General features: G+C 42.1%; 25 protein-coding genes and 1 tRNA gene. 12 read left to right on the top strand and 14 right to left on the bottom strand.

Features of this window, described 5'->3' with window-relative positions; translation table 11 throughout:
* Positions 1 to 6: 6 nt before the first annotated feature.
* Genes C0V70_RS08930 through C0V70_RS08940 form a run of 3 tightly spaced genes read left to right on the top strand, consistent with a single transcriptional unit; the run spans position 7 to position 4,753 of the window.
* Positions 7 to 1,701, top strand: coding sequence for an ABC transporter ATP-binding protein (locus C0V70_RS08930; RefSeq protein WP_102243517.1), 1,695 nt, complete (start codon positions 7 to 9; stop codon positions 1,699 to 1,701).
* Positions 1,698 to 3,563 carry an ABC transporter ATP-binding protein gene (locus C0V70_RS08935; protein ID WP_102243518.1) on the top strand — a complete coding sequence of 622 codons (1,866 nt, stop codon included), beginning with the start codon at positions 1,698 to 1,700 and terminating at the stop codon, positions 3,561 to 3,563. The genes C0V70_RS08930 and C0V70_RS08935 overlap by 4 nt, the downstream gene beginning before the upstream one ends.
* 41 nt (positions 3,564 to 3,604) lie before the next feature.
* On the top strand, positions 3,605 to 4,753 hold the full coding sequence (locus C0V70_RS08940; protein WP_102243519.1) for a sensor histidine kinase: 1,149 nt from the start codon (positions 3,605 to 3,607) through the stop codon (positions 4,751 to 4,753).
* On the opposite strand, the gene C0V70_RS08945 is transcribed toward C0V70_RS08940, so the two are convergent.
* Positions 4,743 to 5,888, bottom strand: a complete 1,146-nt coding sequence (locus C0V70_RS08945; protein WP_102243520.1) for a DNA cytosine methyltransferase — start codon at positions 5,886 to 5,888, stop codon at positions 4,743 to 4,745. The genes C0V70_RS08940 and C0V70_RS08945 overlap by 11 nt on opposite strands.
* Positions 5,889 to 5,935: 47 nt before the next feature.
* Positions 5,936 to 6,643 (bottom strand): P-loop NTPase family protein, encoded by a 708-nt coding sequence (locus C0V70_RS08950; RefSeq protein WP_102243521.1) that lies wholly within the window; start codon positions 6,641 to 6,643, stop codon positions 5,936 to 5,938.
* 129 nt (positions 6,644 to 6,772) lie between these two features.
* Here C0V70_RS08950 and C0V70_RS08955 point away from each other — a divergent pair, with 129 nt between their 5' ends.
* Genes C0V70_RS08955 through mnmA form a run of 3 tightly spaced genes read left to right on the top strand, consistent with a single transcriptional unit; the run spans position 6,773 to position 10,185 of the window.
* On the top strand, positions 6,773 to 7,999 hold the full coding sequence (locus C0V70_RS08955) for an MnmA/TRMU family protein (RefSeq protein ID WP_102243522.1): 1,227 nt from the start codon (positions 6,773 to 6,775) through the stop codon (positions 7,997 to 7,999).
* Positions 7,947 to 9,005 carry a M28 family metallopeptidase gene (locus C0V70_RS08960; protein ID WP_158649625.1) on the top strand — a complete coding sequence of 353 codons (1,059 nt, stop codon included), beginning with the start codon at positions 7,947 to 7,949 and terminating at the stop codon, positions 9,003 to 9,005. Before C0V70_RS08955 ends, C0V70_RS08960 begins: the two co-directional genes overlap by 53 nt.
* Positions 9,006 to 9,033: 28 nt before the next feature.
* Positions 9,034 to 10,185 (top strand): tRNA 2-thiouridine(34) synthase MnmA, encoded by a 1,152-nt coding sequence (gene mnmA, locus C0V70_RS08965; RefSeq protein WP_102243524.1) that lies wholly within the window; start codon positions 9,034 to 9,036, stop codon positions 10,183 to 10,185.
* On the opposite strand, the gene C0V70_RS19150 is transcribed toward mnmA, so the two are convergent.
* Positions 10,163 to 10,399, bottom strand: coding sequence for a uracil-DNA glycosylase (locus C0V70_RS19150; RefSeq protein ID WP_185902991.1), 237 nt, complete (start codon positions 10,397 to 10,399; stop codon positions 10,163 to 10,165). The two genes, mnmA and C0V70_RS19150, sit on opposite strands and share 23 nt — an antisense overlap.
* A 263-nt stretch (positions 10,400 to 10,662) precedes the next feature.
* Between C0V70_RS19150 and C0V70_RS08975 the strand changes: the two genes are divergently transcribed.
* The gene (locus C0V70_RS08975; RefSeq protein WP_102243525.1) at positions 10,663 to 11,025 is read left to right on the top strand and encodes a hypothetical protein; all 363 of its coding nucleotides are present in this window, start codon (positions 10,663 to 10,665) and stop codon (positions 11,023 to 11,025) included.
* A gap of 26 nt (positions 11,026 to 11,051) precedes the next feature.
* Positions 11,052 to 11,135: transfer RNA gene (locus C0V70_RS08980), tRNA-Leu, on the top strand.
* Positions 11,136 to 11,251: 116 nt separating this feature from the next.
* Here the strand turns inward: C0V70_RS08980 and C0V70_RS08985 are convergent.
* On the bottom strand, positions 11,252 to 12,274 hold the full coding sequence (locus C0V70_RS08985) for a murein L,D-transpeptidase catalytic domain-containing protein (RefSeq protein WP_102243526.1): 1,023 nt from the start codon (positions 12,272 to 12,274) through the stop codon (positions 11,252 to 11,254).
* The gene (locus C0V70_RS08990; protein WP_102243527.1) at positions 12,271 to 12,696 is read right to left on the bottom strand and encodes a hypothetical protein; all 426 of its coding nucleotides are present in this window, start codon (positions 12,694 to 12,696) and stop codon (positions 12,271 to 12,273) included. The genes C0V70_RS08985 and C0V70_RS08990 overlap by 4 nt, the downstream gene beginning before the upstream one ends.
* Before the next feature lie 118 nt (positions 12,697 to 12,814).
* On the opposite strand from C0V70_RS08990, the gene C0V70_RS08995 reads away from it, so the two are divergent.
* Both C0V70_RS08995 and C0V70_RS09000 read left to right on the top strand, forming a co-directional pair.
* Positions 12,815 to 13,156, top strand: a complete 342-nt coding sequence (locus tag C0V70_RS08995; protein WP_102243528.1) for an FKBP-type peptidyl-prolyl cis-trans isomerase — start codon at positions 12,815 to 12,817, stop codon at positions 13,154 to 13,156.
* Between the two features lie 121 nt (positions 13,157 to 13,277).
* Positions 13,278 to 13,826, top strand: a complete 549-nt coding sequence (locus C0V70_RS09000; protein WP_102243529.1) for a glutathione peroxidase — start codon at positions 13,278 to 13,280, stop codon at positions 13,824 to 13,826.
* Here the strand turns inward: C0V70_RS09000 and msrA are convergent, their stop codons facing one another.
* The 6 genes from msrA to C0V70_RS09025 form a co-directional block, all read right to left on the bottom strand.
* Positions 13,827 to 14,384 carry a peptide-methionine (S)-S-oxide reductase MsrA gene (gene msrA / locus C0V70_RS09005; RefSeq protein ID WP_102243530.1) on the bottom strand — a complete coding sequence of 186 codons (558 nt, stop codon included), beginning with the start codon at positions 14,382 to 14,384 and terminating at the stop codon, positions 13,827 to 13,829. It abuts the gene before it with no gap.
* Positions 14,385 to 14,436: 52 nt separating this feature from the next.
* Positions 14,437 to 14,766, bottom strand: a complete 330-nt coding sequence (locus C0V70_RS09010) for a hypothetical protein (RefSeq protein WP_102243531.1) — start codon at positions 14,764 to 14,766, stop codon at positions 14,437 to 14,439.
* Positions 14,767 to 14,840: 74 nt separating this feature from the next.
* Positions 14,841 to 16,439 carry a PhoX family protein gene (locus C0V70_RS09015; protein WP_102243532.1) on the bottom strand — a complete coding sequence of 533 codons (1,599 nt, stop codon included), beginning with the start codon at positions 16,437 to 16,439 and terminating at the stop codon, positions 14,841 to 14,843.
* 65 nt (positions 16,440 to 16,504) lie between these two features.
* Positions 16,505 to 17,566, bottom strand: a complete 1,062-nt coding sequence (locus C0V70_RS09020; protein WP_133566741.1) for a hypothetical protein — start codon at positions 17,564 to 17,566, stop codon at positions 16,505 to 16,507.
* Between the two features lie 52 nt (positions 17,567 to 17,618).
* Positions 17,619 to 17,783 (bottom strand): hypothetical protein, encoded by a 165-nt coding sequence (locus C0V70_RS19005; RefSeq protein WP_158649626.1) that lies wholly within the window; start codon positions 17,781 to 17,783, stop codon positions 17,619 to 17,621.
* Between the two features lie 140 nt (positions 17,784 to 17,923).
* Positions 17,924 to 18,874, bottom strand: coding sequence for a hypothetical protein (locus tag C0V70_RS09025; protein ID WP_102243534.1), 951 nt, complete (start codon positions 18,872 to 18,874; stop codon positions 17,924 to 17,926).
* Positions 18,875 to 19,010: 136 nt separating this feature from the next.
* On the opposite strand from C0V70_RS09025, the gene C0V70_RS09030 reads away from it, so the two are divergent.
* Entirely contained in the window at positions 19,011 to 19,481 is a 471-nt protein-coding gene (locus C0V70_RS09030; RefSeq protein ID WP_102243535.1) for a hypothetical protein, read from the top strand.
* Between the two features lie 9 nt (positions 19,482 to 19,490).
* Entirely contained in the window at positions 19,491 to 20,144 is a 654-nt protein-coding gene (locus tag C0V70_RS09035) for a thermonuclease family protein (protein WP_102243536.1), read from the top strand.
* 4 nt (positions 20,145 to 20,148) lie between these two features.
* Here the strand turns inward: C0V70_RS09035 and map are convergent, their stop codons facing one another.
* The 3 genes from map to C0V70_RS09050 form a co-directional block, all read right to left on the bottom strand.
* Positions 20,149 to 20,892: a type I methionyl aminopeptidase gene (map, locus tag C0V70_RS09040; protein ID WP_102243537.1), complete on the bottom strand. Its 744-nt coding sequence runs from the start codon at positions 20,890 to 20,892 to the stop codon at positions 20,149 to 20,151.
* 5 nt (positions 20,893 to 20,897) lie between these two features.
* The gene (locus C0V70_RS09045) at positions 20,898 to 21,290 is read right to left on the bottom strand and encodes a response regulator (protein WP_102243538.1); all 393 of its coding nucleotides are present in this window, start codon (positions 21,288 to 21,290) and stop codon (positions 20,898 to 20,900) included.
* Between the two features lie 79 nt (positions 21,291 to 21,369).
* On the bottom strand, positions 21,370 to 21,963 hold the full coding sequence (locus C0V70_RS09050) for a hypothetical protein (RefSeq protein ID WP_133566742.1): 594 nt from the start codon (positions 21,961 to 21,963) through the stop codon (positions 21,370 to 21,372).
* Positions 21,964 to 22,085: the final 122 nt, after the last annotated feature.

Below are 22,085 nucleotides of genomic sequence, written 5' to 3' on the forward strand. Positions count from 1 at the left end.
TTTTTTATGAGAAACACGAAGTTTCACGATCACGCTTATTTTATCTGGAAGTCTTTTTTAAAAGACCGCTGGCCGACGTATGCACTTGGAGCTCTTTCTGTTTTACTGACAAACCTAATGCAGATCCTGGCGCCGAAGAACATCGGATGGATCGTCGACTTCTTTGCTAAAAAACCTATCCCTACTTATTTAACGGGAAAGACGGATGAGGAAACCTTCCTTATTCTTTTTATCGTCCTGGCCGTCTCACGAGTTTTAATCAATATCTTTCGCTTTATGTGGAGGATTACGCTGGGGAGACAGACTCACTACGCGGCCGCTGATCTTCGCCGTGATGTATGGGAGCACGTTCGTTACTTTAAGAAAGAAGACTTAGATAGAAAGTTCACTAAAGGTGTACTGATGAGTGCTTCGGCCTCTGATAGCTTGAGTGCTCGCTTTATTTTTGGTTTTACTTTAGTCGCTGTCTTTGACGTGGCCTTCTTAGGTGCTTTTACTTTTATTACCATGGCCTTCATCCATGTGCCGATGGCCCTGCTGTCTTTTTTAGTTCTGCTTTTTGTTCCGATTTTTGTTCGTAAACTCTCTAAGAGAGAAGTTGAACAGTACCGCCAGGTGCAAGATACGCTTTCGCACTTTAACGACCTGTCTTCTCAGGCCGTCTCAACGATTAAGCTTCAGCGCCTAACTCAGACGGGCCCATTTTGGGAGAGACGTTTAATGGGAGTCGCGGAAGAGCACCGTGAAAAAAGATTAAAAGGAATCTGGCTTTCTCTTCTCTATATTCCGGTGATGGGAGCAGCGACGATTATTTCTTACGTTGTTCTTTTTGCGATGGGGATTTATTTTACTTTCAATGGAAAGATGACTGTCGGGGAGTTTATCTCGATGCAGGGATTAATTTTTCTTCTGCATGATCCATTGATGTCGCTTGGATTTATTATTTCTGAATGGAAAAAAGGCTTTACGGCGCTTGAGCGTCTGGCCGAAATCTACCAGCATGAAAAAGAGCAGTTCTTATTGATGATTGGCTCGCCCATTGATGAGACTAAATCTGAACACGTTTTAGATGTTGAGAATTTAAGTTATGCTTTTAGAGATTCTGCGCCACTGTTTCAAAACCTGAGCTTCAAATTAAAAAAAGGGGACAGACTGGGAATCACGGGGCCTATTGGGTCAGGAAAGACAACACTCCTTTCAGTTCTTACCGGGCTTGACCGCCAAAATGGTGGAGAGGTTCGTTTATTTGGAAAACCTTTTTCGGATTATGGGCATCACGATCTAAGAAACTACATTGGTTACGTTCATCAAAAACCATTTCTTTTTGCTGACTCGATTAAAGTCAACGTGGCAATGGATAGAAATATCAGCGACGAAGACATCTGGAGATACCTGGATCTTGCAGGCCTTAAAGATGATGTGGAAGCTTTCCCTCATAAACTAGACACTCAGTTAGGGGAGTGGGGAATTAACCTTTCAGGTGGGCAAAAGCAGCGCTTAACGCTTGCTCGTGCACTGGCCAGAGACCCGAAAGTTCTTTTCCTGGATGACTGCTTGAGTGCGGTGGACACCATCACAGAAGAGCGCATCTTAAAAAACTTAGATACGCATTTAAAAGATGTCACTCTCATTTGGGTGGCCCACAGAAAGTCGACACTGAAATACTGCAATCACACTTTTGAATTAAAGGCGCACCATTGAAAGCACGATTTAAAACCTTATTCAGAAGAAAAAACACAAACCGCATTTTGCCGGATCAATTGGCCTTGCATCAGCACACTTATTTAATGGCCGATGACCAGGATGAAAGTCAGGTTGGTGAAAAAGGGATGGGAGACAAGAAATCTTTCCTAGTTCTTCTTCACTATGCAAAACCTTATAAATGGCAAATCATTTTTGCCCTGTCCCTGATTTTTTCGAGTTCATTTCTGGCGATTTACTCATCAAAACTGATGGGGGATTTACTGGAAGAGGGGCTTATGAAAAGAGACATGCATATGTCTATCGTTTATGCCGTGAGCATCCTGCTTTTAGAAATTGGAAGCATTTTCTTTATCTGGGTAGGAAGACAAAAACTTGCTGTTGCTGCTTCAAAAGTTATTTTCTCAGTAAGAAAAAATCTTTTCGCCAAACTTCAACAGCTTCCTCTGCAGTATTATGACCGTCAGCCTCAAGGACGCATCGTGACTCGTATTACTCACGATGTTGAGGGGATCGAAGAATTTTTCACTTCAGGTCTTGGAAACTTAATTTCTGCTTCCATGATGACGATTCTTGCCGTCGCCGCCATGATTGTTTCTAATCCCAAGTTGGGATTAGTCATGACGTTGTCGATTACTCCGTCGATTATCCTGATTATTAAAACTAAAGACTTCTTAAAAAACTCTAACCGCAGAGTTTCTAAATTCTCTTCGGCCATCAACGCTAAACTTTCAGAGTATTTAAATGGCGTGGAGACGATTAGAAATTACGGCCTGGAAAAATGGTCGATGGAAAAATACGCTCACACGGTTGATGATTATCTTTATGCTCAATTAAGAGGGAACACTCTTTTTGCCTGGAGTATGCCTCTGGTGTCTTTCTGTGCAACGATTCCACTCATTGGACTTGTTTGGTACGGAGGCCATGGAGTTTTAACCGGTGTTTATTCTGTAGGTCTTTTTGTGGCCTTCGTTCGTTATTATGAGAGATTCTTTAACCCGATGATGCTTTTATCGCGCGAAATCCACGTGGTTCAGCAAGCTTTCACAAGTACAGAAAGGGTTATGAGTTTTCTTAACGAAAAAGATGAAGACGAAGTGTTAAAAAATAACGGCAAGATGATCACTAACTCACTTCACGGTGACATCAAGTTTGAAAACGTCTTTATGAAATACCTTGAAGGTGGATGGGTTCTAAAAGATCTGAACTTCCATATTCAAGCGGGAGAAAAAATCGGACTGGTAGGAAAGACGGGGTGTGGAAAGAGCTCTACGGTGGCCCTTCTGTCGCGTTTATATGAATACCAGGAAGGGGAAGTCTTAATTGATGATATCCCCATTAGAAATTACGACCGCCACGCTCTAAGAGATAAAATTGGTTTTGTCTCTCAAGATGCGATTATTTTTAAAGGATCATTAAGAGAAAATCTCTCATGCGATGAAACGCAGACAGACCAATACTTGATTGAGGCCTCACAGACCACAGGGCTGGTGCGTGCGCTCTCAAAAGAAGGGTTTAATCTTGATATGGAAGTTTTAGAAGGTGGGACAAACCTTTCTGTCGGACAAAGACAGTTGGTGAGTTTAACCCGCGTTCTTTTAAAAAACCCATCTATTCTGGTTTTAGATGAGGCCACGGCCAACATCGATCCTCACTATGAAGAAATCATTCACGAAGCCGTCATGAAAATGATGAAGGGAAGAACGTGTCTGATGATTGCTCACCGCCTGGAAACACTTAAGCAGTGTGACCGTATCTTAGTCTTTAATCAGGGGCAATTGGTGGAAGAGGGACCTTTATCCGAGCTTCTCACTCAAGGGAATTACTTCTATCGCCTGCACAATGCTCAGTCGGTTCATTAATCACCTCTTTTAAAATTTAAAACGTTTGTTAAACTAAATGTATGAAGTTTAATAATCCAGAAATCAAACGTCTTGTTGAACAAAACTTATCGCCTGCCGATCTGGCGCGTGCCATGGATGAACTCCTGACTCGCGAAAGAGAAAGTGTGGCCCACATGAAAAATGATTATGAAAGGCTTAAAGTCATTATCGACTTAATCCCCAATACCATTTCGTGGGTCAATAGCGATATGACTTATTTTGGTGTCAACCGCGCTTTAGCAGACACATGCAACGTGACTCCGGATGATTTCATTGGAAAGACGATTGGTTTTTACACCAAAGAGCGCTTCTTCTACGAATTCGTCACAGAACTTTTCCGATCAAAAAGCGATACGATTTACCGCGAGCTGGAGGCCCGCATTTCCGGCGTTGATCACACCTACCTGGTGACGGGGACAAAACTTGAAGACAAAGAAAAAGCAGTTGTCATTGGCGTTGATATCACTGAGCTCTCAAAGCTAAAAGACCACGTCTCTTTCACGCAAAAGCTAGCTAATCTAGGGGAGATGTTCGCTGGAATCATTCACGATATCAATAATCCTTTAATGATGATTGAAGGCAATGTCAGACGAGCTAAAAAGAAAATAAACGATGATGAAGCCTTGGAACTTTTAACAAAAGTAGAAATGAGTTCACAAAAAATTTCTAAGATCGTGCAAGGAATTAAAGTTTACATCCGCCAGGATGGGACAGCTGAGCCACATGTAAAAGAAAACTTAGGAAAGATTGTCGATGATGCTTTAGTGATTTGTGAAAACAAACTCAAAGAGAATATGGTCGCAGTGACTTTTGATCCAAAGATCAATCAAATGGAAGTCTCTTGTCATTTCACTCAAATCTTCCAGGTGTTTGTTAACCTGATCTCCAACGCGATAGATGCCATTTCCCACCTTCAGGAAAAATCTATTGAAATTACCGCCAGGGATCTTGGAGAGCGCATTCAGGTGCGTTTTATGGATTCTGGTAACGGGATTCCCAAAGAGATTCAGGAGAAGATGTTCAATGCCTTTTTCACGACCAAAGACCGTGGAGTGGGTTCAGGACTGGGGTTGTCGTTGTGCCGAAAAATTCTTGAGGCCCACGGTGGAAGTCTTACTATCGACAATAGCGCTCCTCACACAACATTTGTGGTTGAACTTAAGAAATAGTGGCTTCTTTATAAAGGAAAGCTTTCTTTCTCACATTAAGAACTAAGTCTTTAGCTCCAACAGATTTTTTAGCAGTCTTCTTTTTTGCCGCTGACTTTTCAGCATGCATAGAAAGAATCGCTGAGCCGATTGCTTTTCCTAATAATGGCGGAACTGCATTTCCAATTTGTCTCCACTGAGCTGAGAGCGGTCCATGGAAAGTGAAGTCGTTTGGAAAACTCTGAAGGCTCGCTGCCTCTCTTTGAGTTAGGTAGCGGTTTTCAGTTGGGTGAAAATAATTATGTCTGTGAGTCATGATTGTCGGGCTTGGCTTTTTTCTATCCAGACGTTGGTATTTTGTTTGTCTGAATCTATTTTCGCGAAGCTCTTTCCAGTTCACACCCAGTTTTAATTTTTTCTTTTTGAAATAGGCCTTTTCATCAGCTTCATATCGAACGCCTTTTCCTTCAGGAACGCAGGCAATGCGCTCAAGATCGATAGGCGACTTGATTTTAGCGGCTTCGATATCGTGGTTAAGGTATTTGCCGTTTGGAGCTTTAAGGTTTTTAAAGGCCTCTCCAACTGTCATCACTTTGCTCGTCATTTGTGGGAACGTGATGTGTTGGTGAACGCGCGAACCAATGATGATTGTGCGTCTTCTTCTTTCTGGAACGCCGTAGTTTTCAGCTGACATCACTTGCACATCAAGCGTGTATCCCATTTTATTGAAGATGCTAAAAATTGATTGGATTGTTTTTTCGTTTTTCTTTGCCAGAAGGCCCGTTACGTTTTCAATAACAACGTAAAGCGGGTTAGTGACCTTCACCACGCGGATGAATTCTTTAAAAAGCATATTTCTTTGGTCGTTCGGGTTCCCCAGACCGACAGTTGAAAAACCCTGACAAGGAGGTCCACCGACTACTGCGTGGATTTCCTGACCTTTTGTTAGCTCTCTGATTTTGGCCGCTGAAAGATCGACGATTGATCCGCAATGAGCGTTGGCATAATGGTGATTGGCCTTAAAGGTTTCAATCGCATTTTTATCCATGTCTACACCTAAGACACATTTCATTCCCGCTAATTCAAGCCCGCAAGAAAGCCCGCCGGCGCCAGAGAATAGGTCGATGAAATTCAAAGTAGGTGTTGTTTTTGTCATAGTATGACAATTATCTCGATTCCTGAGAGATTTTGTCAAAGATAAAATTAAGCCGCTTTCTTTTTTCTTGTACGGCTTGGAATGGTGAATTTCAGGCTGTCAAAAGATTGTTCCAGCTCAGGTGGAGCATAGAAGCGCTCGCGCTCTTCGTCCCATAGGAAATTGCGAGAGACCGGCGAGATCAGGAAGCTATAATTTTTCATTCTCTGAACCATTTTTTGAGCGTGTGGCATCCAAAGTGAAAGGTTTCGCGAGAAGATGAAAACGTTAATCTGATGAGCTTTAACGTGCTCTTTAAGGGCGTTGATGAAGAGATTCAGGGTCTCAGAATCTAAACCGACTTCAGGCTCTTCCAAAAAGATGAATTGTCCTTCATAAAGCAGGGATTTCATCAATGAGCAGGCCTTTTTCATCTGCGTATTAGTTTGATCTGGCAGTTCATGGGGAAGTTCGATGCTTTTATAAAGGGCCTCAAGAGCTCGGTTGCCTTGAGTTCCTAAAAAATCCTGGAACTGAACTTCTTTAGACTCAGTTAATGAGTCTGGAGTGAAATCAATCAGGATATTTTGGTTTAACGTCATTTCCGGAATCAGGCTCGCTTCGCGGGCCACGAATGAAAATTTATACGGAAGCGCCACTTTATGGAACTTCAAAAACGACAGGAACTCATTGAGCTTAGAGGTGCCCTGAGCTTCTTCGTTTGGGTAAGTGAATAAATAAATTTCGAAGTTTTCTTCGAAGTTGATCTTAGTCATCGTTGTCTTTTCGGAAAAGTCAGAGGCGAGCTTGAAAAAAAGAGTATCTGATTAACTAGGTCGGGATTCATTTATTTCCACTGTTTAAAACTATGACTAAAAATAAAAGTTTTCGGATATACTATTTTTATGAAGGAAAAGACCAGTTCTAAAACAGTTCTTATTGCGATGACCGGCGGAGTTGAATCCACCGTGGCCGCTTACCTTCTTAAAAAACAGGGTTACCGTTGCATTGGAGTCGGGCTTCAACTTTTTGCCGACGGCGAAGAATCCGGCCCCTTTGCCGATGTCGCTGTTCTTGATTTAAATAAGATCAAAGGTATTTGTAATTATCTCGACATTCCTTTTTACGCCGTCAATGCCGCCGATATTTTCACTGACAAAGTTTTAGATCCTTTAGTCGGGAGAGTTTTAAGCGGTCAAACTTTTGAGCCGCTGGTATTTTTAAACTCAGTGCTGCTTGATGTGCTTTTAGAAAAAGCAAAAAAATTCCAGACGACACTGGTGGCGACAGCTCACTATGCGAAAGTTTTAAAAAATCAAAAGACCGGAGCTTTTGAACTCATGGTGGCTAACGACCTGGAGTTTGACCAGTCGTATTCACTGGCAAGACTAGAACAAAAACACCTGGAGAATTTGATTCTCCCACTGTCTGAAATCAGAAAAAAAGAAGTCGAAAAAATCGGCGAGCTTATCAAGGTTGATTTCATTCCAAGAATAAAAAGTAACTACAAACACATCATGCATGACCCGCGCATGGCAAGACTTGTAGAGGCCCGCTCGTCAAAAGATTTAAGACGCACGGGAAATATCTACGATTACGTCTCTGATGCCTCTATTTGTGAGCACCAGGGAATCCATCATTATTACGTCGGGCAATCAGGGTTGGTTTTTGATAAGAAAAGCGAAATCCAGATTGATCCGTTAAAACAAATTGTTTCCATCGTGCCTTTTAAAGGAAACATCTTCATTGATTATCCCAAAAGATTAAAACATCAACAGATACTGGTTTCTGGTTTTCTTCCGGCCACCAATCTCGACATGTCTTTGCCGATGTCTTGTTATGTAAAGATGTCGCCCAAAGGTGAAAAAATTCCATGCCGTCTGTTTTTTAAAAATAATGCTCAGGCGTTAGTCGAATTTGATAATCCTCGCGAAGGTCTTTTGGTGCCAGGTCAGTTTTTGGTTTTCTACAACCGCGAACACGACAAAGGAAAAGTTGTGGGTTCGGGTTTAGTGGAAAATAGTGGGATGTTTGATGAATTCAATTACAACACACTTCCAGAGAAAAAAGAGGAAACTGATGAAGATCAAGAAGAAACAAACCAAGGTCACATCGTCAAATTGGGCTTCTAAGCTCTTTTTTGGCGCTCTTATTTTTTCATCTGTCACTGCGTGGTCATTTGAGTACCAGGACTTCGAAAAAAAAGTTAAAAATCCCTATCAAGTGCGAAGCTTAGTTGAAAAAATGCCTCGAAAAGATATCGAAGAAAACCTGCGCTCGTTTTTAGTGGCCGGGAGACCTTCGCGTTTAATTGGGAGCGCTGGTCACAAAAAAGTTCAAGACTATCTCGAAGAAAAATTAAAAGCAGCAAATAGCACCAATGCCACTTACAAACGCCAGGAGTTCACTCTTTCAGATGCGAGTGTCTCAAAAGAAAAAGGTGTGAATTTTATCTGGGAGAAAAAAGGTACAACAAAACCAGAAGAAGTCATTATCCTCATGGCCAATTACGATACACTTTTAAAAGATCCCAAGACGGGAAAAGTCATTTTAAAAGGCGAGATGCCGGGAGCTGACAATAATGGCTCTGGGGTGTCGATGCTTTTATCAATGATGGAAATTTTTAATAAACTTGAAATTCCAAAAACAGTTTTATTGGTTTTTTTAGATGCTGAAGAATTTGGGGCCCAGGGATCAAAAGAGTTTGCGAAATCTCTTAATGAAGGAGTTAAGCCTGCTGGTTTTATTAATCTGACCATGCTCGGTCACGACAGCAGAACAACTGATACTGAAAAAAAATTAAACAACTTAAAACTCTACACCAGCGGAACAGAAGGGGATTCGGCATTTGGGAAACTCATCACGAAGCTGGGGGAAAGAGAGTATAGTTCAATTTCTTTTAAGGAAGAAAAAATCAGCGATGGGACAAGCACCCTGGGCTTTCCGGCCACGGCCGAGAGCCTTTGGGGGGCGGGGTTTGTAGGAATTACACTGACTCAGAACCGCCAAACGGACCTAAATCCCCGCTATATGACCGCTAATGACTTTGCGGAGACCTTGAATATAGCTACTTACACCAATGTGTTTAAGTACGTCACTTACGCCGTCCTCTCGTGGAATTATGACATAGTCAAATAACGGGTCTTGTGCTATAAAACCCCCCGTTATGAATAAACCTAAATCAGAAACATTGGTCATTGTCGGCATGAGCGGAGGCGTAGACTCCTCGGTGAGCGCTGCCCTTCTTAAAGAAGAAGGCTACAATGTCGTGGGTCTATTCATGAAAAACTGGGAAGAGTTTGATGAGCACGGTGTATGCCAGTCATCAAAAGAATACGCTGATGTGGTTAAGGTGTGCGAAAAACTCGACATCCCTTACTACTCGGTAGACTTCATCAAAGAATACAAAGAGCAAGTGTTCTCTCACTTTGTTGAAGAATACAAAATGGGCTTCACTCCTAATCCAGACATTCTTTGTAACCGCGAAATCAAGTTCAAAGTTTTCTTTGAAAAAGCAATGGAGCTGGGAGCAGACTTTCTGGCCACAGGACACTACTGCCAAAGCCTTATGGTTGATGGTCAACAGCGCCTGGTGAAGGGGGCCGATCCACTAAAAGATCAGTCGTATTTCCTCTACACAATTAAAAAAGAAATCTTGGAAAAAGTTCTTTTCCCTATCGGTCACATTCCAAAGACTGAGGTCAGAAGAATTGCTGCTAAATACGACCTGGCCACTAAAGAGAAAAAAGACTCGACTGGTATTTGTTTTATCGGAGAGAGAAATTTTAAAAACTTCCTTTCAAACTATGTGACGTTTGAAGACGGAAATTTTGAAACTTTAGACGGCACGATTGTCGGCCGCCACACAGGAGCGACTTATTACACTTTAGGACAGAGAAAAGGTCTGGGCCTAGGTGGACAAGGGGAGCCGTGGTTTGTGGTTGGAAAAGACATGAAGAGAAACGTGGTGATCGTTGAACGCGGCGACCACCATCCGCATATGTACGCAGACACTCTAACAGCGACTGACCTGTCGTTTGTAGGCGGCGCTTGGGATCGTCCATTGCCGTTTAAATGTACAGCGAAGGTTAGATACCGTCAGAAAGACCAGGCCTGTACTGTGACGAAAATTGAAGGCGATAAAATCTACGTTGAATTCGATGAAGCTCAAAGAGCGATTACGCCAAGGCAGTCTGTTGTGTTTTACGACGGGGATGTTTGTTTAGGGGGAGCGATGATTGAAGCTTCCGGCCCTAGTTATTACGAAATGAAAAGGCCCTTAGCGAGTCTGGAAGTCACCAGTACTTCGGATCATTAAAATCCTTTTTTCCACCCTCATCATCACCGCCCTTTTTAGCTTTCTCTTCAAAGGAAGGGCAGTCCTTACCTGTTGATTGTTTAACCAGGATATAAGGCATTGTGGCCGACTGGAATTGATAGAGCTTGCATCCGCGCGGGATCTTAGGGTCAAAGGTAGAGTAGTAGTGCTTACAGCGCATACAGGGGATTCGATGGTTGGTGTTTTCGTCCATAAAAACAAATCTCCATATGTCAGGGTTATCGACACCTACTATAAATCTTACATAAGGCCCAGATTTTTTAATAGTCCATTTTTGCACATGCTACGATTTGGGGGAAAGAAGGCAGGCAACTGTCTAGGCCTTTATGGTGTGGCTGATCTTTGGTCACCTGATAAGGTATAAGATACTGAAATGACTTAGGAAATTTGGCACCCATAGTGCACTATAAGTATTGGATTTAAAATAGGCTTTTTTACTTGAGGACCCGAAAGCGCATGAAGACAACAACTTTAACTACCGAAACCGACAATCTAGTGCTCTTTCCATCGGCCAAAAACTTTCCGTTGGAAGAGAATCTGCAGGATCCAATGCTCGATCTATTAAATGAATACTCCCACATGACTGACGCCGATATCCCGAATCATTTAGATGACCGTTTTGAAAACGAACTAGAAGACGAAACATCGTTTGGAAGCTTAGAAGCTTTCATGAACCGCCACCAGTCTAATGACACACTTACTCCAGATGACAAACTTGTGAAGCTGATCAATGAGCGCATGGAGGCCATTGCTGAAGCTAAGCAAAGAATCAAATTTTACCTTGATGAAATTGAAATGTTCTTGCCTAGAAGACGCTAACTATTTATTCTATTCGCTCATCTTATGCGCGGGTGGCGAAATGGCAGACGCACTACCTTGAGGTGGTAGCGCCGCGAGGCGTGCTGGTTCAAGTCCAGTCCCGCGCACCATTTTCTTTTTACTCTCATCCATCTTCGTCGTCATTTCCTCGATTTCACTCGTCATTCCTAGAATCTGAATAAAATTAAAAAGAAAATGAAACGTTCCCTGCAAGTCCAGTCTAGCGTTATTTCTTCATCAGGTTTTCATCACCACAGTAAGAGTCACCACGAGACTTCTCTACACTTGAGTAGTTGTAATATAAACTTCCACCCGAGCTGTTGTTAGGGGCCTTGATTGTATCGACAATTTCATCAGCTACTTTCGGCCCAACCATCGTACAGCCCTGACTCAGGTAAAATGGATAAGGATCAGTTCTTAAACTTGGCTTTTCATCATCACTTGAGGCCACATCGTTAGTGACATCTGGAAATGAGTGCATGACGACAGCTCTTGAGTACGAGCGGTCATTAACACCTTCTTGCAGACCGTGAAGTTTCATTGAAAATTTCCAGCGCTGCTTTGGGTCCGATGAGCCGTTGATTCTTGAACCTGTGATAAAAAAACCGCGAGGAGAAGCATTAGACCCATCAAGGTTTGATGTTTCAACTGTTCCAGCGTCACTTTCCGGAACACCTTTTTTTCCACCAGCGCCGTGAGATGAATAGTATGTTTTCACCTTTCCTGTTTCTAGATCAAGAATGAACATGCGCGATTTAAAGTAGCTTTTGTTCATGTCGTTGATCGTAATGTATCTTTGGTTTTGAATTTTGATTCCTTTTTTTCTTGAAGGATCGCCGGCAGCCTCAAAATTAATGCCGCGGTTTTTATCATAAAAACAAAGGGCCTGCTGAAGGGCAACAGGGTCCCCTCCGAGTTTTTTATAATTTTCTTTAAGCTCTTCGCGAAGATTGTCGGCATCAGTGTCGTCTTTGGGTGAGAAGCCCACTTCTTTTTCTTCACCTTCTTCAGGCACTTCATCAAAAACAGGTGAGGCACCCATCGACGGCTGCTCTGGATAATTAGATGTCGGTCTATTCCCCTGAGTATCAGAGCAAACTTCTCCTGGAGGAGTCACACTTTCATTAACTGTGCGAGTGATATCGAGACCGAGGAACGTTCTTAAACTGTCCCAGATGTGAGAGAGCATCCCGGCCGAAGCGGTATTAGAGTAAACAACAATAGAAAGAATAATTAGTATTTTTCTCATAACTTCTTTAACACTCCACCTTGTCCGTCTTTTTCTACAACGGCCATATCCTGCGAGCAGAAAGTTTCACCTTTTGTTGTGATGATTTTGACGGTTAGCACGTTAGGGCGAATAACGGCCTCATTCATCATTTTCATAAAATCAAATGAAGACGTTGTATTTTTTTGTAGAGAGAGAGTTTGAGTCTTAAGTTCTTTTCCTTCTTCATCTTTTAAAATGAATTGGGCCTTGGCAAAAGATTCTTTGCTCGTCACATTGAGCTTGGTAAAATTTCCGGCAGTCTCAGACCAAAGTTTTAAAAGGGGAGCTTCGTTTTTTCCAAACTGGCCATTGAGTTCAACTGATTTTTTTGCGCATACTTCTTCGCTGGCCATGAGTTGGATGCAGCTAAAGAGCAAGGCCGAAAGAATTAAAAATTTCACTTTGACTCCCTTAGTGGTTTACACTATCTACATTAAGTCTTTTCGGATATTTTAGGTAAATCTAAACAAATTAAGATTTCACATTTTTGACTGTTATACTCAGAGATAGGAGAGAGAAGTGAGCGTTGCTGAACTTGTTATTACAGACACTTTGATTGGAGAAGGCCTTGAGCCAAGTAAGGGCGCATTGGTTTTTGCACACTACGAAGGCTTCCTGGAAGACGGGACTAAGTTTGATTCTTCTCACGAGAAGGGAAAACCCTTTCAATTTGTCTTTGGTGTTGGGCGCGTGATTAAAGGCTGGGACCAAGGTCTTGTCGGCATGAAGGTTGGAGGAAAGCGCACACTGCATGTGCCGGCCCATTTAGCATACGGCGAAAGACAGATTGGAGCTTTTATTAAACCACATTCGAATCTCATTTTTCATATTGAGCTTTTAGAAGTTCGTCCAAGAGAATAGAAAACCTTGTTTTAAACTCTGAGTCAGCGAAAATAAGTTTTTGTCTAAGGGAAAATGATTGCCCGGAAAGGGAGAGTTTCGATACTCTTAAGGGGATTAAACTTCAACCCAAGGAAGAAGCATGGACTCTAAGATCTCTCAAATCGAATTCAAAATGGCCGATGGGAAAACAACAACGCTTTCTGCTTTCGATGCCAAGGCCATCATGGTGGTGAATGTCGCTTCAAAATGTGGACTGACTCCACAGTATGAAGGATTAGAAACACTGTATGAAAAATACAAAGACAAAGGCTTTTTAGTTGTCGGTTTTCCGGCCAATGAATTTGCCGGACAAGAACCGGGGACAGACGAAGAAATTCAAAAATTCTGTGCGAGCTCTTTCGGTGTAAAATTTCCGGTTGCCGCTAAACTAGTGGTGAAAGGTGAAGGGCAACATCCATTGTTTGAACTTTTAACTGAAGAAAAGCCAGTAGCGACAATGAAAGTTGGTGGAACACTTGAAGCAAAACTTCGTGAGCACGGACTGCTTAATGGTAAGCCCGGCGATATCATGTGGAACTTCGAGAAGTTTTTATTAGATAAAAAAGGAAATGTCGTAAATCGTTTTGCTCCAGACATCACTCCAGATGATCCGGCCATCGCTCACGCTATCGAGAGTGTTTTAAAGTAATTATTTCTTTTTAGTCTCAAAGGAAATCTGGCGCAGGTAGTGGTTGTCGTATCCTCCAGGATTTTTCACCAGGTACTTCTGGTGATATTCCTCTGCCCGCCAGAATTTTTTAGCTTCTGTGATCTCGGTCACCACTGGTTTTTTCCACGCCTTTGATTGATCCACTTTATTTTTAAAGGCCAGTGCTTTTTTCATCTGCTCAGGCCCATGAGTAAAGATTGCTGAACGGTATTGGTTTCCTTCGTCGTTGCCCTGACGATTGAGAGTTGTCGGGTCGTGCATTTTAAAAAATTGATCCAAGAGAAATTCATAACTCACAACTTTTGGATCAAAAGTAATCTCTACGCTTTCAGCGTGCCCTGTGTGGCCATCGTGCATTTCATCGTACTTTGGGTTGGATGTTTTTCCACCTGTATAGCCCACCTCTGTTTTTTGAACTCCTGGGATTTTTCTAAAGAACTCTTCTGTTCCCCAAAAACATCCGGCCGCAAAAGTGGCGACTTCTGCATGCAGGGAAAAAGTGAAGATAAACGAACTAAGTAGTATGAGTTTTTTCATATCTTCATTCTACCCGAGAGGATGGGCCCTGATCAATTCGACAAGCGCTGGACTACTGGCAGCGCTCTACTATAAAGGAGTTAAGTATTCCACCTAAGTCCCAAAACGTAAATCCGATACGGTTTTGATCAAGTACCACGGCATCACTTAGACCCCAATCACCGTCTTCAAAGAAACGCTCATTGATCTCATTAGCTAACTCGTCCGCAGACCCGTTAAAACAGCTCTCTACTGCATTTTCAGAGTAGAGGATAAGATTCGACATGCTCTCGTCTTTTGCAAGTGTAATGACAGCGCCAGAATCGTCTGTGATCTTTAGATTTGGTTCTTTTGCCTGGAGATTAAAACTTAAAAGAAGCGAAGCGAGTAAAAGAGGTTTCATGGTTGATCCTTATAAAGAGTTTTATAAGGAATTACCGATTACCTCTTTCATTCGAGCTTCGTCAAGATGATGAATTAAAGAAAGTCAGGAATCTTAATTGCCACAACCGAAGGCCTTGGTATTTCATTGCCTCCATTCGGCCAGTGGCTGGTTAGATTCTTTAAGTCTTTTGTTTTTGCACCCGGATGTTGAACACTTAAAAAGAGTGTGCGTCCATCGTCACTAAAAAATGGCCCTGTCAGTTCCGCATCGTTTGGAGCTTGTGCAACTCTAAAAGCGACTCCTTGGTATTGACCGCTCATTGGAATATAAAAAAGTGCATTGTTCCCAAAAGGTTTATAAGCACCTTGTCCGATTTCATCTTCAGAAATGTCGTTGGTCACCCATAGGTTTCCTTTTTTATCAAAGGCCAGGTTATCCGGGCAGCTGATTTTCGATTTCTCTCCGCCAAATAGGAAGATAGACGATTCAAATTCTAAAGAAGTGTAGTCGTTATTTTTTTCAATGAACTTGTGAATGGAGCCATAAGGCCTTCCGGCAGGGACATTGTTGGTGCAGTTTAAGTAGATATGTCCAGTGATTGGATCAATCTCGCAATCTTCCGGTCTGTCTAATTTTGTTGCTCCAACTAAGTGAGCCGCCTCTCTTGTTCTGATTAAGAGCTCTGTTTGATTTTTAAATTTCTTTTTTAGAATCGGATTGCTCATATCGAGTGGAATCCATTTTCCACTTTCTAAGTTTGCTACATAAAGAGTTCCTGAATCCAGAGAGTCTGTAGAGTCAGAAATAAATTTGTAGAAACACTCATCGTTAGCGTCATCGCCCATGTAAACAACCACACGTCCATCACGGGCGCGGATAGTGCAGGCCCCTTCGTGAGAAAAGCGTCCAAGGCTTACCAGCTTTTTTGCAACTCCTGTTTTGGGTTCAATTTCAACCACCCATCCATAGTGCTCTGGTGGATGAGAGTAATGAATATCCCAACCCATTTGCCATTTGGCATTTTGAAAAATTCTATTATCATTTTTTTCGTAAACGGCTTCACCAAAAAAGTTTTGATAGTTTTCTTCACACGTTAAATAAGTATTCCATGGAGTGACTCCTCCGGCACAGTTGGCCAGTGTACCGATCGCTGTTTTACTTCCGTAAACTTCCAGCCCCTGCGAAAAAGGAATTGGAGTGAAGGCATCTAGTCTGCGGTTATAAGGAGAGTCCGTTTTGACTACCCATTGGTCATTTTGTTTTTTGATGTGGATGATACTTCCACCAACGGCCTTCATTTCTTCAGTGGCCTGATCTTTTGTCTTTCTTGTATAGCTGTCATCAATGATGTGACCGCTGACAAAAAGTGGATGCACATACTCATGGTTAACCCACATTAGGCCTTCATCTTTTAACCCTTCTAGTGGAATGTAAGCGATGTAGTCGTTGTTAAAACCAAAGGTGTCGTTGTCCTTATTGATTTTATCTCCCCAGCTAATTAAAACTTTTGACGAAAAGCCAGGCGCTAGTTTTAAATCGTCTTCAATACTTGGAGAAAGCTCTAGGAGGCGAGTCGGAGAGGTCTTGGCCAGTTGCTCTAGAGGAGAAGCACATGAGGCTGCCAGAAAAAGGGCAGCACCACGGCCAGTAAACTTTAAAAAATCCCTGCGGCTTCCGCTGAAAACTTTCATATTGATTCCTTGAATGATTGATTAAGGAATCATAGCCAAAGATGAATTATTGTTTAAGTCAGGATTTAGTTAAGCTTGATGTCCTGGCGTCTGACAGACCATATAAACCCGTCAAACCAGAAGTGCATAAGAGAGGTTAAAAGCCAGAAGGCGGCCACATACTCCATTTTCTGGGTGACTTGACGAAGGCCTGCGAAGATAAAAATCATAGGGATGATCAAAAGGAAGAAAATGAGAATTCCGATGCGGTGATCTTTCTTTTCCAGGCGGATGCCGGCCTCTTCTTTTTTGACAGCGATTTCTGTCAGGTTAGATTTCTCGCTGGCATAGACAATATAAATGTATTGAAGAGCGTGGTAGATATTTCCGAAGAAAACGCCATCGGCGATTGTGTAAAAACAAGAGATCAAAATAGTCGTGACACCGGTAACTGCAAAAAGAGCAAACTTCGCTTTAGAGTACTGGTAACCATTTTTAATAAGCTTATTGTAAGAGTAGATATAAAATAGAGTGTATCCCACACCTAAGAGAATAAGTGGAATGCGGGCCGACGTAATGAGCCATCCATGTTGTTTAACCACCATGATCGGCATTTCTAAATACTCAACGAGAGCGCCATTAACCTGAGTGTCTGGGAGATAAGTCAGAAGAATAATGTTGGGAAGAAGTCCCACGACAAAGGCCATTCCCATATCAAGTTTTCTTCCAGCTAGTGGATCGTTGCCTTTTTTTCCGTCATAAATGCGGCCAAAGCCAAATGTCTGCATGAGTGAATGCCATTCGTCCCAGTAGACACCGATAATCCCCATCAATCCAAAAACAATGGGAGAGACCCACATAGCGATAAGAAGCAGTAAAGGAATAACCGTAAAGCGGTATTTGTAGCGTTTAAAGACGGTGACGTTTAAGTGGCTTCTGGCAAAAACCAAAAGAACATGGGCGTGAGTTAAAACTGATGCAGCGACAGTAAACCAGATAGGAGTCATGTTGCTATAGATGTAGTTTCCATCGCGGGGCTCGCAAATCAGCGCGACGATAACAAGAGCGATAAGCGGGCAAAGGATAATAAAAGCGATGTCGCTTTTATGGCCGTGGATATACCAGTTCTTTTTAGTAAGTTCAGTCATACAAAGAGGATAAATCAGAACCAAAATAAATCAAGTTTGGTCTGACTTTTCCTCAGGTCAGGAACTTTGTCGCTAAAACGATAAGCCCAAAAAATGTGGCAGAGTAAATCGGGTAGAGTTTTTCGCCTTTGTCGTTTCCATGAAATTTTCCCGCAAGGAAAAAGCCAAAAGCACCAGAGAAGCCACCAGCGAGGGCACCAAGCATAAGTAGATTCATTTTTTCTTCCTGAAAAAAAGAGTGTTCATCAAGGATTATAGAATAGAAGAATTTTTGATGAGTTTAAAGCGGGAAAAATAAATTTAAGCTGGTGGGAAATTGTCAGTGACAAAAGCCCACCATTTAAAGTGCTCGGTTATTTACTCGCAAAGAGAATCAATGTCTTCGAGCTTGCGGTCGAATTTCGGGCGCGAGCTAAAGAATTCTTTGATGAAGTCATCATTTTGATTCACTGTGATTTTTGATTGATAGCTCTTCACGCGCTCAATATAAAGTGGGTTTTTCTTAAGCTCACAATAGACTTCTTTAATAGTCGGTTTAATTTTTTCCCAAAGCTTTGGTTTCCAGAAGGCCGGTTTATAAGACTCGTCCATCTTCGGGTTGATGTAGTTCTTGATATCAAAAACGCGCTTTGGATTTTTCTTCCATTGTCCGTTTTCTTTTATTAGGTAAGGGTTTTCTCCATCACACATTGAAATGGCAAAAGTCATCCCTTGGTAGTTGGCCTCCAGGTCACCAAAAGAGAGAACTCCTCCCAGTGTATAACCTAGAATGTGGATCTCTTGTTTAAAACCTGTGAAGACCGAATCTTTTTTGGCCACTTCAGGACTCATGCCTTTATCCAGGTTTTCTAAATAGCGGCGGTAGTAGTTTCTTCCAACTAAAGCAAAGTGTCCCAGTTTGTCTGTTCCGATGTAGACGCCACCAACATTAATAGTTCTTGAGATGATCCCAAAATAAAATGGGAAACCGCCATCTTTATAAATCGATTGATTGATGTATTCGAGCTGAGAGATTTCATCTCCTGGGAAGCGTTCGATATCCGGAGAGTTTTTGGCAAACTGGCTGATCTTACTAATTGAAAACTTTCCTACGATTCCCGTCATGACGTCATCGGCGAGATCGCGGCAGGCGACTTCTTTACCTTTATTGTTGGCGTGGGTCAGGGCCTTTTCAAATTTATCGTCGATATATTTATTGATGTGTTCAGAAGATTCTTTCAACACATGTGAGGCCGCGTGGAATTGATCGGTTTCTAAAGCAAAGACAGATTGAGTAAAAAGCAGTGTAAGAATCGCCGTTTTCTTCATTTAATCCCCCAAGATTAGGGATCCAACTTACCACGGTCACTTGGAGATAATCTTTGGACCATGAAAATAATTCATAATCTTTGACGAGAGCTAAACACCACGATATTACAGGGGAAAATTAGAGAAGGGGATTATAATGAAAAAGATCATGGGATTTTTAGCACTATTAACACTAACAACGGCCTTTGCTGGCGAAGTAAGACTGGTAAAAGTCAAAGAACTTGGAGTGATGAAAAACAAAGTTATCTTCCAAAGTTTAGACGTGAAAAAAGTAAAGAACTCAAACGTTGTGCGCGGAAAACTAGTTGCTCAATGGGGAACTCAGGTTTTTGAAGTGGTCACTGGTTATTATACTTGTAACACTAAAAACGTTTGTAAGTTAACTGACTACGAAAGAGTTGCGACTTATGAATCATGCAAAGTAAAAAACAACAAAGTGTCTTGTTCAAAGAAAATCGCTGGTGACTCATACGAGAGCGACTCTCGTGATGTGATTGTAAGCGGAAACCCTGATGAAGTGAGTGATGAATTCGGCCACAATAGAACAGGTGAGTACGATTCAGAATTCCCAGTTCGCATCCAAGACGAATACTCAGACATTTTTTAAGAGATTACATTGAAAATAGTTCTTTCATTATTTCTATTATTATCTTTTCAGGCGATCGAAGCAAAAACGATCGCCGGAAAAGTTATCAGCATTCACGATGGCGATACACTGACATTTCTGCCAAGTGAGACTCCAACCAAAAAAGCGAAGCTTCGCCTGATGGGTGTCGATACTCCGGAAATTGATTTTAACGGAGCGACTCAAGGCGAGAGTGCCGAGATGGCCCGCGATTACTTAAAGAGTATGCTGCCGCTTAATTCGACGATTCAAATTGAACTCTCTGATAAAAACATGGACTCTAACAACCGCTACCTGGGGCAGATCATCTATAATGGTGTGGATTTGAACCTGGAAATGTTAAAAGCAGGATGGGGCGCTCTTTATTTCATTTATCCATACGACAAAAAAATCTTTGTTAAATACAGTGAGGCCGCTCTCATCGCTTCAGAAAACAAAGTGGGGATTTATTCTGATAAATTCTCTCACAACCCGCTTCCCTATATTTTCCGTCAGGAAGGAAAGGGAGTTCCGGGAACTAATATGGTTGGGAACTTCAAGACAAAAAAACTTTTTTCACCTGAAGATATCGACTCAGTTCCACATTACAACCGTGTTTTCTTTTCGAATGAAAGCTCTGCTTTTGGACAGGGATTTAGCTGGTAAAAACTCAGGCCGTGACAATCAGAGGTCTGTGTTTCGTGATAATCATTGTGTGCTCGTATTGAGCAGCAATGTTTCCTTCTTCACAGTAAAGTGTCCAGCCATCATTAGATTCTTCAACCCAGTTTGATTTCGTCGATAAAAACGGCTCAATCGTAATAACTTGACCCTCATGAAGAGTGCGGTGATCATCCGGATCATAATAGCTGGCAATAAAGCCTGGTTCTTCGTGAAGGGCGCGGCCTACACCGTGTGAGCCAAGGTTTTCAATAATTTTTAATTTGTGTTTGCGGGCCACTTTCTCAATGGCCTTACCGATAAGATTTAAAGGTGCACCTGCGCGTGCCACTTCCATGGCCGCATTCAGAGCTTCTCTGGTTGCTTTCATCACGCGTTTTTGATCAGCAGTTGATTGCCCTAAAACAAACGATCCGCCCGTATCGGCAAAGTAGCCGTCTTTTTCGGCAGAGACATCAATGTTGATGATGTCGCCGTCCTTTAAAGCGCGCTCTCCGGGAATACCGTGAGCAATTTCTTCATTGACTGAAATGCAGGTGGCCCCAGGAAATTTATAAGTGATGAGGGGAGCAGAGTTTGCTCCGTGATCGACTAAATACTTCGCTCCGATATCATCAAGCTCTTTTGTCGTCATTCCCACTTTAGCTTCACTCATCATAAGCTTAAGAGCGTCGGCCACAATTTTTCCGATCACTTTTAATTTTTCAATGTCTTCTTTGGTTTCAATCGTCATGGCAATTATCTTTGGCTGTGTTTGGCCACTGTATCGATAAGCTCGTTAACGTCCATCGGCTTTCTAATCTTAGTGACGTTGGCAGGCATATTGACCAGGTCTTCTTTTGGATTTCCTTTGGCCGTTGTTATAATAATGGGAAGTTTCGCCAGGTCATTGGCGTGGTTGCTTAAAAGATATTCCATCACTTGAAGTCCAGTCATAACTGGCATCATGAGATCGAGAATCACGCAATCTGGAAGTGAATCTTTTGGACAAGCGATAAGGTAGTCTAGTCCAACGCGACCATTTTCGGCCGTTTTAGTGATATATCCTTCATCGGTTAAGATTTCAGCAACTAGCTCACGGATGTCCATGTCGTCTTCAATAATCAGCACTGTCTTTTTATCGGTCGTCATTTCGATTGATCCTCTGGACTAATATCTTCGGGTGAACTCTACCTTGGAGAGGGTTAAATCACAATGAATTTTATCGGATTTACGCATTCTGCCACTTTGATAATTCGGCCTTTAATACCCTTGAGTGATACTCCTGTTGCTCATTTGTATACTGGTGTTCACTACGAAATGGGCATAGGCGACGCGCAAGGTAGAATTCTTTCTCTTGCAAGCAGGGCCTGGGACATGGAGTGCAAGGTGAATCCCATGGGGTCAGGATTGTTTCAGCCATTGCCAATGAAGTGAGAAAAACTCCACGAAAACCAAACCAAGGTCCAAATTCAAAAGAGAGATCGGGGCCAAAAGGTGATGGATGAGAAAGATTGAAATGCCTTCCAATTTGTTGAAGCGGAAGAATTCTTTGGTTATCAGGGTAGAGCACTTCGTGATCTAAACTAAAGAACTGAGCAAGCTCTCGCATCGTTTGCAGAGTGTACTCGTCAATGGGGTGTTCTCCTTTTTTTTGCGGCAGTTTCTCCCAGAGAGTTTTTCCTCCGCTGCCAATGAGAACAAGGGTCTTTTCTTTTTCTTCAATGGATAACAAAGAATTGAGACAGGAGATACTGCCGGCCTTTGCCGTTAAACAAATATTGAATCCTTTTTCTTTTAAATAGTCTTTTAGTTTATTTTGCATACCTGATGACTTAATTTTTTCTAGGCTCAACTAAAGCTTGTCCCTATATTTGTTCTCTAAGCACCAACATTGATTGAATTTGAATCTTAGTTAGTAAAGCTTATTTATAGAAACATGATATT

Source organism: Bacteriovorax stolpii (assembly GCF_002872415.1).
GTDB classification, from domain to species: domain Bacteria; phylum Bdellovibrionota; class Bacteriovoracia; order Bacteriovoracales; family Bacteriovoracaceae; genus Bacteriovorax; species Bacteriovorax stolpii.